Origin of the sequence: Paraburkholderia bannensis (assembly GCF_014200455.1) — a bacterium.
Classification (GTDB): domain Bacteria; phylum Pseudomonadota; class Gammaproteobacteria; order Burkholderiales; family Burkholderiaceae; genus Paraburkholderia; species Paraburkholderia bannensis_A.
In genome coordinates this window covers 225,874-238,591 of record NZ_JACHBW010000007.1, presented here as the reverse complement: position 1 = coordinate 238,591, position 12,718 = coordinate 225,874, and the positions used below count along the sequence as shown (strand labels likewise).

Here is a 12,718-nt window from a genome sequence, read left to right as displayed (position 1 = left end):
GCGATGAACGGCACAGCGTTGAAGATCGTCCCGGCCGAGGCGGCGCAAACCGGTTACGCGCTGTTCCCCGCGACCGCCTGCCAGGTGCGGTTCTGGCACGAGCAGAAGGCGTCCCCGCAGGCATCCGCGCTCAACATCGCGTTCCGTCTGCAGTTGTCCGGACCGCTGGACGCCGCGAGCCTCGAACAGGTGCTGGCGGGGCTGGTCGCGCGGCATGAAATCCTGCGCACCGGCTTTCTGATGACGGGCGCGGGACTGCGCCAGCAGGTATGGAGCGACACGCCCCTGCGTCTGGACGTGATCGACCTCACTGGCCGCGACGATCAAGCCGCGCGCGCCGAGGCCGAACGCGTCGGCGGGGAGCAGGCGCGCACGCCGTTCGACCTTGCATCCGCCTCCTTCTTGCGCGCGGTGTGGCTGCCGCGCTCCAGCACGCAAGGCGAATTGCAGCTGACGTTCCATTCGCTGGTGATGGACGGCTGGTCGTTCGCGATTCTGGTGCGCGAACTGGTGGAAGGACTGGCGGCGTTGCGCGCCGGCAGGCTCGCCGCTTACGCCGATGTCGAGCTGCATCATGGCGACTACGCGCTGTGGAAGGAGGAGTTTCTTGCAAGCGGCGCACTCGAGGGCGCGCGCGCCCACTGGCGCCGCGAACTGCACGACTTCAGCCGCTTCGATGTGCCGGGCGATCGCGCGCGCCCTCAAACGCGCCGCTTCCGGGGCGCGATCCGCTCGATACTGTTGCCGGGCGAACTAAGCGAGCACCTGATCGACTCCGCCAAGGCGCAAGGCGTGACGCTCTTCAGCGTCGCTGCCGCGAGCCTCGCGATGGCGTTGCAAAGCGCCGCCGGCGGCACGCGCGTGGCGATCGGCACGCAAATGTCGGTGCGCGATCAGCAGGAACTCGAAGGTGTGGTCGGGCCGCTCATCAACACGGTGATCCTGCGTCTGGACGTGGCGCCGGGCAGCGCGCTGAGCGCCGTCATCGCGCAATGCGGCGCCAAGCTCAGCGATGCGATCGAACATCTGCACGTGCCGTTCGAGGAGATGCTCGACATGGTCGGCGAAACCTCGGGCGCGGAACGGCCGCCGCTTTGCCCGGTGAACTTCGCCTTGCAGCAGAGCTTCGTCGGCATGGGCGACGAGGTGCGCAGCGGCGAATTCGCCGCCACAACCTCGCCCTCGTTCAATGCGGGCGCACTTTACGACCTCAACTTCTTCATGGTGCGGCGGCCCGAAGGCTGGCGCATTTCGTGTGAGGGCGATCTCGATCTTTACGACTTGGAGACGATCGACGGCCATCTCGCGAAGTGGCGCGAAATGCTGGAGAGCGTGGAGATACAGGCCGAACGGCCCGCGCCTGCCGCGGCGCAACCGCGGCCGGTGCAAGCGGTGCAAGCGCGCGCCGATGTCGGCGTGAGCGGCTTCATGAGTCGCGCGGAGCTGGAAGCGAAGGCGCACAACATCGTGCGATTCAACGAGCACGGCACACAAACGCCCATCATCGTGCTCAACAACATCGCCGTATTTTACGAACTCGCGCAGCAGGTCGGCGCGCAACGGCCTGTCGTCGATATGCCGATGGTGCCGAAGACGCCGCAGCACTTGCCGCCGCGCGCCTTCGAGGACCTCGCCGCGGACGCGGTCAGGCTCATCAAGACGATCCAGCCGGAAGGGCCGTATATCCTCATGGGCTACTGCGTGCTGGGCGCGATGGCGCTGGAAGCCGCCCATCAGCTGCGTCGCGAAGGTGACACGGTGGAGCTCGTCATTCTCAACGACTCCTGGTGCCCCGGCTATCGCGAGCAGATGCCCTGGTACGACCGGCTCTGGCGCAAGGTCCAGGTGCGCATGGACGACATCCCGCGCGACTACCGTCTGGCAAAGCGCGGCGAGATATCCATGATTCACTTCCTCCAGCAATTTCGCACCGTGCGCCTGCTGCGTCTGACCCAGCTCGCGGTCAAGTTCGGCATCCTGAAGAATGAAGGCGCCAGCAACATGATCGACGAGAATCTCTGGTACGGCCGCAATATCGGCTATCTGCGCGAACAGCAGGCACGCTATCGTCCGGCGCCTTATGACGGCGACGTGCAGATCTTTCGCAGCGCCCAGGTGCTCAAGGGCCGTCTGTTCTCGCATGCGATGGGCTGGGACGAAGTCATCACGGGCAAGCTGGTCGTCACCGAGGTGCCGGGCTTGCATAACCAGATGTTCCGTGCGGCGGGTTCGGCTGTCATCGGCCAGCAGTTGCGCGAGCGGCTGTCGGCGTGACCGCCGGCGTCGACCATGGCGAACCCACGTCGCTCACGCAGAATCCTGCTAGCCGCCTTATGCGGCGTGCTGGCCGTCACGGGCCTCTTTGCCAGGCTGGGCGTGCCGGGCTTGCTGCGCAAGCCGCCGGTGAGCGTAGCAACGGCTACGCAGCGACCTGCCGGCCCGATACGGTTCGCCGTGCTCGGCGACTCCGATAGCCAGTCCTACCATGACACGCTGATGCTGGGCGGTCCGGACCTGCGCGGCGGTCCGTGGCGCGCGACCACCTGGCAATGGACCGAAGTGCTCGCGCGTCTGCGCAGCGAGCAGATCGATCCCGGCGCATGGGGTGCATGGGGCACCGGTAAATATCGCGCCTTCATCGACGAAGCGCGCGGCGCCCTTTCCCGCACCCCGCCCAAGGAAGACTATCGCTATGACTTCGCGGTCAGTGGTGCGACCTGCCATCAGTTGATGGGCCTGACACAGCGCCAGGCGATCCGCCTGGTCGCGTTGATGGACACCGAACCGCTCGCCTGGCGCGGCGGCGTCGTGCTGATCCGCATCGGTATCAACGACATCGGCGGCCACGATGTGATGGACGAACTCGCGCGCGATCGCCACGCAGCACGCCCAACGGCGCTGATCGACGGCTGCCTGGACGCGATCGGCAAGGCCGTCACGTTAATCCGCACCCATCACCCCGACACCCACGTCGTGCTTGTCGGCATACTCAGCAATGCGGACTGGTCCGCTGAATTCGACAACTGGCAATCCGGCGCCGCCATCGCCAATATCGACGCCGGACTCGATCGTTTCGACAACGGCTTGCGCAACCTCGCCGCAACCGATCGCCATGTCCTTTTTCTCGACGATCGCGCATGGTTCCGCAGCCTGTGGGGCGAGCGCGACGCTCAGGGTCTGCCGCGCTACAAGACCGTGCGCCTGTCCCCGGGCTGGGCCATCACCAATACCTCCGGCAACGATCCGCACAATGCCGTGCTGACCGACAGTCACGCGGGCGTCGTATGGAACACGTTGTGGACGCAACATCTTATCTCCGCGCTGAACAGCGCCTTCGGTCTGTCGATCAAACCGGTTAGCGACGACGAAGTCATCGCATTTCTCCAGCCTGCCTTTGCGTCCCGGCATCGCTACGCGAACGCCGACACTGCCGCTTCGAAGTGAGCCCCGCAGCGCTTGCCCGTAGCGCTTCCCGTAGCGCTTCCCCTTAGCGCGAACGTCGTTTGCCTTGCAGGTTTTAGGCGCCGTGCGGGCGCGACGACAAAGTCCAGGAAAACACAAATTGATGCCCGTAACGTGAAAAAGCGAGATCACGTCAGGCCGCGCATTCGCTCTTTATTTCGATTGGGTTACTTTTCTGTCTTTTTGCCGAATGCGCCCTTACGAACAGAATACAAACAAACTTTCAATGTTTAATAGGACATGTTAGACGAGGGAAATTCCGGGTGATCATCGGGAGGCAGATGTTCGACACCGAACATGTGCTGGACAAGCACGCTAGTAGCCTGAAGACAGGTCTTTTTCAACCTGTGAGGCTGCCATGTCCAACTCCGGCGACGATGCTGCGTGGGCCGACGAATTACTCCAATTCCCCCCGGACGACACTATTCTTGAAGCTCAAAAAAAGGAGTTCAAAAGCAGATTCAATCTTCATCCTTTTAAGTTCAAACATACCCTGCATCAAAGCGGATTGTTTGAAATTCCAAGGATCAGGCAGGTCGCGCAGCGAATGATGGATCGCAATGGCAACTTCTGCGCGATCAATTTCAAGCACGGCTCTGTGGATACGAAATTCAGCGCCATGCCACATAGCAATCAGTTGGACGAGGCGTTTTCCCTGGTTGGCGAAAGCACCACATGGATCAAACTCACTCAGGCCCAGCATTACGATCCCGAGTACGCACAGGTGCTCGACCAGGTGACGGCCGAACTCGAAGATCTGTCCGATTTCCCGCTGCGCAGGGACATGACCTGGCGAACCATGACGCTGATCATCGCCTCGCCCTTGATCGCCACGCCCTTCCATATCGATCACGAAACCAACTTTCTATTTCAGATTCAGGGTTCGAAAGACGTTTGCCTGTTCCCCGCGACCGATCGCGAGCTGGTACCGGATCAGGAAATCGAACGTTACTACGGCGGCAATTTCGAAGCCGCGCATTATCGCCAGCAGTTGCAGGATCGAGGCACGATCTTCCGGCTCTCGCCAGGAGAAGTCGTCCATCACCCATCATTGGCGCCCCATTGGGTGAAGAACGACAACAATATATCGGTGAGCATCAGCATCAGCTATTGCATGAAATCTCTCGAGCGGCGCGCGAGGGTTTATCAGGCAAACTATATTTTGCGCAAGATGGGATTGCACCCGGTGTCGCCCGGGATTTCGCCACTACGCGACAGTTTGAAACGCAAAGTCATGTCGACGCTCGAACATCCGCATCCGAAGACTTTTTCGGAAGTCGTTCACGAACCCTTGAACCGCTTCAAGTCACCGCTCAATGCAGTGAAGCGAATCGTCAAACGCTGAGCGCTAAGCCTTCGGAAAGCGCCCTACGTGCGCCGCGGATTCCGGATTGTCAGCACGCTCACGCCTTGCTTGCGATTACTCGCTCCTTGTGGAGAAAGCTCATGTTGATCACTGACGACCCCTCCGTGACCCATACGCATTGGCGCACCATCGCTCCCCTGCTGGAATGCCGTCGCGAACTGCATAAGACGGCATTTTCGGCGCACCACCCGCTCGCCGGCCACCCGCTTTTCACCATCGAGGCGCTGGCGAAAGTGGCCGAAGCCGCCTGCAAACGCAAGGGCGACGTCTATGTCGATGCGGGAGATCTCTCGCTCGCCGACAAGTGGGGAACGACGCCTCGGCCCAATATGACGATTCCCGAAATCATTGACCGCATCGAGACCGCCGGTGCCTGGCTCGTGATGAAACACGTCGAATGCGATCCGGCCTATAAGGCGTTGCTCGACGAATACGAAGCCTTCGTGCGCGAGATTGCCGGCCCCGAAGGCTCGGGCCTGTTGAGCAACGCCGAAATGCTGGTATTCATCACTTCGCCACGGCGCAAGACGCCATTTCACTTCGATGCAGAGGTTAATTTTCTGGTGCAGATTCAGGGGTCGAAGGACCTGTGGGTTTGCGATCCCAGCGATCGCAGCGTCACGACAGAAGAAGAACTCGAACAATATTATTCCGGCGCGATGAATGCGGGAACCTACAAGCCGCATGCCGAAAAACTCGCCCGGCAATTTACGCTGCACCCTGGCGACGCCGTGCATATTCCCACGCATGGCGCGCATTGGGTGCAAAACCACGACAACGTGTCCGTCTCGCTCAGTCTCAACATGGAATTCCCGCGGCGTTACGGCGACGCGTATCGCGCCAACCACTATATGCGCAAGCTCGGTCTGAAGCCCCGGCCGCCCGGATCATCGGCATGGGTCGACCGGTCCAAGGCGGTGGCCATCGACGGCCTGCGTCACGTCAAGGCCCTGATCAGGCGATAGCGGTAATGGCTCGGCGCAGAGAACCCGAACGTGCGTATCGGCAGCAACGGGACTTGAATTCTCTTATCAGCCTTAAAGGAGCAATTCCATGGAACTGTCCACCATTGAACCGGTTATCGATGCGACACTGCCTGGCGAGTGGATCGACGCGGATGCTTCGGTGTTTCGAGAGAATTTTGAGCGGCGCAGCTTTGAGGTGTTTCATCGATTGGCCGGCCACCCGTTGTTCCAGTTGTCGAATTTGATGGATTTGGCCGAGCGAACGCTCAAAACGCGTCCATCGGATCTTTATCACGACATGGGTAGTGTCGCTCCTGGGCAAAAGTGGAAAGACGTCAATCGGGCGTTTTCGCCGCTGGATGCGTTAAGGCAGCTTGAAGATTCGGACGCGTGGTTCATATTCAGGAGCACACAGCGCGACCCCGCGTACGCCGAGCTGTACCGGCATGCGATCGCCGAAATCAAGACCATGTTGGGCGGCGACATCGAGTCCCTGATCAGCAAGGAAGACATCATCATTTTCGTGACGTCGCCGAAGCGGATAACGGCCTATCACATCGACCGAGAATGCAATTTCATTCTCCAGATTCGCGGAGAAAAGGATATTTTTGTATTCGATCGGGAGGACCGGGAGATCCTCCCAGAGGTCGAAATCGAGCGGTTCTGGGCCACGGACAACAACGCGGCCAATTATCGGCCTGAATTGCAGAACCGTGCAGTGACGTATCGGCTGGTTCCCGGTAACGGCGTTCACGTTCCGGTCAATTGTCCTCATTGGGTGCAAAACGACGACAATATTTCGGTGACGTTGAGTGTCAACTTCCAGTTTGCCGATGTGCTGCGGGCCGATATTTACCGGGCCAACTATTACCTCAGGAAGCTTGGCATCGATCCCACGCCGCCTGGCCGCCACGCACTGCTCGATCGTGCCAAGGCCCGGACATTTTCCACAGCGTGCGCCGCCAGGCGCGCGCTTAAATCGGCATGGCTCGACCCTCGATGAACGAATGAATCGAGAACCTAGCGGCTCAACGCATTGACGGCGTCGAAGAGACCGCGCGCCGCCCGGGTCCAGGTGAAGCCGCTTGCCTGACGTCGCCCCGCCGCAATGAGCGTCTGGCGCACGGCGTCGTCGTCAAGCACGGTTAGAATCGACGCGCGCCACGCTTGTGGATCGAATGCGTCCGCATACAGCGCGGCCTCACCGCACACCTCCGGTAATGCACCGAGCGGAGCGGCAACAACCGGACAGCCCAGCGCCATGGCCTCCAGCGGCGGCAAGCCGAATCCTTCGGTTAGCGAAGGAAAGGCGAGCGCGCCCGCATTGGCCATCAGCCCGACCAGTTCTGGATCGCTGATCCGGCCGGTGAATCGCACGTTGGGCGGCAAGGCCTGGCCGAGGCTTTCGAATTCGGCTTTTGTCGCGCCGCCAAACAACACAAGGTCAACGTCGTTCAATGAGGCGTCCGCGAAAGTCTTGAACAGCACACCGATGTTCTTGTGCTTCTGGGTATTCGCCAGCGCAAGCACGTAGCGCCGCGGCTTCAGACCCAGCACCGCAAGCTGCGTGTCGTCGGGTTGGACGTGCTGAACGTGGTCGCAACCGTTGTGGACCACGACGATCTTGTCGGCGCGAGCAATGCCATAGCGAATCAGTTCCCGCTTCGAGAATTCGGAAACGGTGAAAATGAGCCGATGCCGCTTGCCGATAAAAAAGAACTGCAATCTGTACCACAACCGGAACGGCAGCGAATAGGAAGCGGGCGCGGAATAAACCTGGGCGTCGTGAATCAGCGTGGCGGAGTTGCGATGCCAGACCGGCCCGAGATTGCACAGATTGAGAATAAAATCCTGCCTGCGCGCGAGGGGCAGATAGCATTGTTCCCACGCGATCCTGTGCATTCTGCGAGCCCACGAGCTTTCGCGAATGCAGGCGATATTACGGTATGGCGGTACCTCGACGCGGTCGCGGACAACGAGCACACAATCGACACTGCGCTCGCCTTCCCCTGCAATCAAGGCGTCAGTCGCGGCAACGAGTTGCTCTGCGACCCGATGCACGCCGGTGGGCGCGGCCCCAAAAAACTTACCGTTGAACGCTATCGTCTTCATGGCTTGCCCGCATCTCAGATCCGGTCTTTATAGCGCGAGCGGATTTTCATCTGGCCGTCGCCCCAGACTCGCAAGGTTTGCGCAAAATAGTAGCCACCGCGAAACGGCGACTTCAACTTTTCCAGCCAGGCAGAGTGGTAATCGCTTTCGGAGCGCTCCATTCCAACGGTGGAAACAATGCCCGTCTTGCCTTGTTTGCGCAGAAAATCCTGAATGCAAAGCGCGGGATGCAACTGAAACACGCGCATTGATTCCAGATCACCGTCGAACATGACGAGGTCGACCGCACGATCGGCAGTGGCCAGACGCGCGATCATCTTGCGGCACCCTTCCCGCGAAATAATGTAAGCGGCCGCACCGCCGTGATTACTGCGCAGTCGATGCAACTCGGCCTGATCCGATAAGCGAATGCCTTCACGGTCGACAAATATGCCTGCCAGAAAAGTCTCGATCTTGATGATGTCGAATTGCAAGCCGCGTGCGATTTCCTCGTTGATCGATTCGAGGTGTTTTTTCGCGTCATGGCAGAAATGAACATCGTCCTCCAGCACAAGCGCATGATCGATACCTTCATCGAGCATCATGTTCCAGATTGCGTAGTGACTGAGCGCAACGCCTTTTTCCGGCATCGTGCATGCGCCATGCAACAAAGGTAGCGCCAGCGCCTTCGCCATCTCTTCGACCTGCGCGGGACCGCACGCCGGGAATCGCTCCCATGCGTAACCCAGACGCTCGATCTGCCGGGTCATATGACTTAGCCTGTCCGTCGATTTATCGAGGTTGATGACGAATATTTTCATTGAGATCCCCCTGAATAATTTTTTATGTAAATCATGCAACGCAACGGCAACACAACTCACCACATGGACGGCCCCGGTCGAAGCGGTCCTTCACAACCGCTCAGCCCGTTCGGGCGTGAGCCTTCCACGCAGGCAATCCCAGATGCCAATCACGTTGCCGCTCAGGCGTCCGCGCCGGTCGATCCACGGCTCCGGCGCAAAGCTGCGCAAGACGTTGCTGGCGACATTGCGTGCCACGTGACGGACTGCGTCGCGCCAGGGCATGGTCTTTTTTTGCACCAGATAGAGCGGATTGACGACCTGCGAATAGCCGAGTTTGCGCCCGGACACGCGCCCGCGCTTCACGCCCAGATGCACGCCGAGCGCCGTGTTGATGCGCACGACCTGATCGCCCTGATTCCAGATCTGTCCGCCGAAATCGCGATCCTCCTGCCAGCCGTAGAGCACCAGCCGCTCGTCGAAACGCAGGCCCGCAATGCTGCTGGCGCGAAACGCCATATTGCATCCGTATGGCCCGCCGGTCGGCGCCACGATCAATCTTTGCGGCAGTTCGCCGGCCTGTCCCACCATCGCGCGTGCTTCTTCGTATGAAAAGCCCGGCCCGTTGATGCCGTCGGCGATAACCGTGCCCGTCACGCAGGCGATCGACGGATCGCTATCGAACGCCTTGAGGACTTCGGCAATCCACCTGCTGTGCATGAGGAAATCATCGTCGAGAATAACCACGACATCGAAGTCGACCGGAACGTGGTTCAACGCGTGATTGCGCTGAGCCGAACTGCCGGGACGTCCCTTGATGACAATCAGGCCGCGATGGGTCGCGAGGTCGCCCACATCGTCGTCGCTCACGCAGGAAACGATGATCAGATCCGGTTTGACCGTCTGCATTGCGACGAAGGCGACAACCTGCTTGAGAATCTCCGCGCGACCTCGCGTCGGGAAGATCACGCAGACTTTCGACTTCTTTGCGTGGAAACGCTGCCCTGGCGGCGTGAATGCGCTCTCCACGTCTGCTTGCGAACTGACGCTCGTATCCATCGCTGACCTCTTCGATCACTACACGTTTCCCCGAAGCCGGAAGATCGCACGGGCGCCGGTGCTCGCAACCCGTCCCCGCGGCGAGCGTGCCGCGAGGGGATCCCGCCTGTCTGTTTGACGCGATGGTAGGGGCTCGGCCGCTTTTGCACTGCGGCCTGGCGCACGCATACACACTGCTCGCCCGAACCTGTCACCGCCTCAGCTGCTCGGCGCTTGCGCTCGCCGGCTTCGTTGGACCGGCCAAGCGAAATCAGTACCCGAGCCATCTGCCCAGGCGGCTGAAACGCGTTGGCAACGACGCTTCTTCGTGCAAGCCGAGGACCTCGCGCATGAGCCCCGCCCGCCAGATGCAGAAAGCCAGAATCATCAGCAGCGAGCCCTCGGACAGCAAGCGCGCCAACGCCATACCCGAGGCGCCCCAGTAACTCGCCAGTGGAATCGCCACCGACACGTTGACCAGCGCACCGATCACGCCGCTCCAGGCGAGCAGACGTTCGAGCTTGCGCGGAATCAGGAAATAAATGCCCACGACCCGCGTGCACACACTGACGGGCAGGACAAACACCATGATGTTGAGCACCTGAACCGCCGGACGGAATTCCGGGCCAAGTACCAGCGGAATAAGCCAACCGGAGAACAAGGTCGTGACAATCACGCCCAGCACCGCGCCGCCGAAGAAGACGGCAAATATCCGCCGCGCGATCAGATTGGCCTGAGCAACGTTGCGCGTCACCAGATACATGACCTTCGGCGCAAGGATCTGCGCGGCGGGGGCCATGATGCTCAAACCCGCAGCAATCAGCCGCTCCGAGACGCCGAAGGCGCTCACCTCGGCGGGCGAGGCCAGCAGCGACAGGATGTAAGTGGAAACGGCGAGCAGGAGCACCGCCGTGCTGCTGTAAATGAAGATCACCGACGAGCGCCTGATCAGATTCATCGCCGCGCGCACGGGCGCCATAAACCCTGTGTACTCCTTGCGGACCAGCCAGTATGCGACCAGCGTCTGGATCATGCCGGAGGCAAACGTCAGCGGAAATACGCGGTTGATGTCGGCCGGCTTGTGGATGAAGGCAATCAGCAAAGCGAGCGAAAGCACCAGTCCGAACACTTCGATGGACACACTCGTACGCGCGCGTCCCGTGCTGGTGAAATACCAGCCGATATTGAAAGCGGCCAGGATCCCGCCAGCCACGACAAAGAAGCCTGCGCCGGGAACATTCGCAATCGCTTCCGAGCGGCAAACCGCAATTGCGCCAATCAGCGCGGCGGGAATACAGATCAACAGGCGCGCCGTAAACTGGTCACGAAAGATCTTATCGCGCTCGCCCGGTTGCTCGGTATGAACAATATCGCGCGCTCCAACCGTCGAAAATCCGAAATTCACGAGCAGCCACAGGGAGCTCGACAGCGACATGCCCGCCAGCACCACGCCATAGCCGCTCGCGCCCAGCACTCTTCCGTAGTAAGGAACCAGAACGAGCGGATAGAGATAACGTACCGCGTATGAGAAGTACACCGCCAGCAGTTCGATCTTCGACAACGATGCATGAACCTTATTCATGAGCCCCCCTGACAACCCAAGGCCCGCTCGCGGGTGCACGTCGTGGCGCGCGCGCCGACAATGCACCCGCTGCGGCCGCAAATATATAGAAACATGGACCCAACTCGAACACCCCAGCCGAAGCCGATGCCACAATCAGCGTAGCGACCATCGCGTGACGTGACGCGTAGCTGACTGCGCGCTCCTCCAGCGGATAGTGGCCAGGCACCGGCGAGAATATCGAGCGGGCAAGGAACGTCCCGTAGCACACCACGCCCACCACCCCGAGATTGGCGAGCACCACCACCAGAAAACTGGATGCACGAATGCTGCCCAATCCCACGCCGATTCCGTAGGTATCGAGGAAGTTGGTCACGCCCTGCGCATTCCAGCCCATCCGTTCGACGCCGGACGAACTTCCGGCCTTGTTCATCACCGCTTCGTTGACGAAGTCACTTAGCACGTTGACGACTCGCGGCAGGAAAAGCACCATGTACAGCGCGGCCAGCACGCCTACACACGCTCCAAAAATCCACAGGCGCTGCTTGCGGAGAGCGGCGACACGCGAAATCGCGCCCGGCCGGCTGATCAGCAATACGATCTGATAGACGCCCAGACCGACATAGGCGGTGCCGGAAGTCGACAGCAGCAAGAGCATTCCCGACGCCATCGCGAGCGTGCCGGACACCTTCGCGCGATACCCCACTATCCAGAGATTCAGACAGAAAACAAAGAGTGGCAGCGTAAAAGCGGAAAACGCCGACGTTTCAGGAAACGTGCCGCTGATGCGAACCAACCCGCCCATTTCCTCGCCGGTCAAATCAGCGAACTGCGCTGTCTTGAGGACCGATAGGGCGTCGATACCGGCTGCGTGCGAGACGATATCGATCACGCCGGCACACACGTTGAGCAAGGCGAGCAGGAAGATAGCGTTCGCAAGCGTGCGGTACACGCCGCGAAATCTCAGGAATGCGAACATCGAGCAATACACAACGACATCGCTCACACAGTAGACCGCTTGCGACAGATTGCCGGAAACCGGCCCAAGCGGACGCAGCAGGATTTCCGTGCTGCTGCGATCGACCGGAAACACCAGCGTCGAGCCGCTCAGCAATCGCGGCAATACGATGGCGCCCGCAACACCCCACACGCAGGTGCACAGCAGCCAGAAGCCCGGTTTGTCGAGCGCCAGCGCATCGGCAAGCCCCTTGCCGCCGGCGAGATTGAACGCGCGGATCACGAAGAATGCGAGAAACAGCTGCGCGGGCAAAACGCCGATACTGCCCAGGCCGAGCGCGAGCGTCGCGCCGAACAGCGCGAACACCGCCATCGAATAGATCGCGCAGCGATACGACGCGTAGAGCGCCATCAGTCCGATGGCGATCACGATGAGTCCAGAGATGGTCATGCTTGAACCCCCATTCGTTCACCAGGC

General features: G+C 60.6%; 10 protein-coding genes. 5 read left to right on the top strand and 5 right to left on the bottom strand.

The genetic code is table 11. The features are described 5' to 3' along the window. Positions 1 to 3 precede the first annotated feature (3 nt). The 5 genes from F4827_RS14020 (at position 4) to F4827_RS14000 (ending at position 6,796) form a co-directional block, all read left to right on the top strand. Positions 4 to 2,274 (top strand): condensation domain-containing protein, encoded by a 2,271-nt coding sequence (locus F4827_RS14020; RefSeq protein WP_183724542.1) that lies wholly within the window; start codon positions 4 to 6, stop codon positions 2,272 to 2,274. A 15-nt stretch (positions 2,275 to 2,289) separates the two neighbouring features. Next, positions 2,290 to 3,444 carry an SGNH/GDSL hydrolase family protein gene (locus F4827_RS14015; protein WP_183724541.1) on the top strand — a complete coding sequence of 385 codons (1,155 nt, stop codon included), beginning with the start codon at positions 2,290 to 2,292 and terminating at the stop codon, positions 3,442 to 3,444. Positions 3,445 to 3,820: 376 nt separating this feature from the next. Next, positions 3,821 to 4,807: a cupin-like domain-containing protein gene (locus F4827_RS14010; RefSeq protein WP_183724540.1), complete on the top strand. Its 987-nt coding sequence runs from the start codon at positions 3,821 to 3,823 to the stop codon at positions 4,805 to 4,807. 65 nt (positions 4,808 to 4,872) lie between these two features. Then, positions 4,873 to 5,793 carry a cupin-like domain-containing protein gene (locus F4827_RS14005; protein ID WP_183724539.1) on the top strand — a complete coding sequence of 307 codons (921 nt, stop codon included), beginning with the start codon at positions 4,873 to 4,875 and terminating at the stop codon, positions 5,791 to 5,793. An 88-nt stretch (positions 5,794 to 5,881) separates the two neighbouring features. Continuing rightward, complete coding sequence (locus F4827_RS14000; protein ID WP_183724538.1) at positions 5,882 to 6,796, top strand: transcriptional regulator; 915 nt, start codon at positions 5,882 to 5,884, stop codon at positions 6,794 to 6,796. 17 nt (positions 6,797 to 6,813) lie between these two features. On the opposite strand, the gene F4827_RS13995 is transcribed toward F4827_RS14000, so the two are convergent. The 5 genes from F4827_RS13995 to F4827_RS13975 form a co-directional block, all read right to left on the bottom strand. Then, the gene (locus F4827_RS13995; protein ID WP_260175191.1) at positions 6,814 to 7,695 is read right to left on the bottom strand and encodes a glycosyltransferase family 1 protein; all 882 of its coding nucleotides are present in this window, start codon (positions 7,693 to 7,695) and stop codon (positions 6,814 to 6,816) included. A 224-nt stretch (positions 7,696 to 7,919) separates the two neighbouring features. Continuing rightward, positions 7,920 to 8,705 carry a glycosyltransferase family 25 protein gene (locus F4827_RS13990; RefSeq protein ID WP_183724536.1) on the bottom strand — a complete coding sequence of 262 codons (786 nt, stop codon included), beginning with the start codon at positions 8,703 to 8,705 and terminating at the stop codon, positions 7,920 to 7,922. Between the two features lie 90 nt (positions 8,706 to 8,795). Next, complete coding sequence (locus tag F4827_RS13985; RefSeq protein WP_183724535.1) at positions 8,796 to 9,743, bottom strand: glycosyltransferase family 2 protein; 948 nt, start codon at positions 9,741 to 9,743, stop codon at positions 8,796 to 8,798. Positions 9,744 to 9,993: 250 nt separating this feature from the next. Further along, positions 9,994 to 11,304: an oligosaccharide flippase family protein gene (locus F4827_RS13980; RefSeq protein ID WP_183724534.1), complete on the bottom strand. Its 1,311-nt coding sequence runs from the start codon at positions 11,302 to 11,304 to the stop codon at positions 9,994 to 9,996. Then, positions 11,297 to 12,691 carry a hypothetical protein gene (locus F4827_RS13975; RefSeq protein WP_183724533.1) on the bottom strand — a complete coding sequence of 465 codons (1,395 nt, stop codon included), beginning with the start codon at positions 12,689 to 12,691 and terminating at the stop codon, positions 11,297 to 11,299. The genes F4827_RS13980 and F4827_RS13975 overlap by 8 nt, the downstream gene beginning before the upstream one ends. Between the last annotated feature and the right edge of the window lie 27 nt (positions 12,692 to 12,718).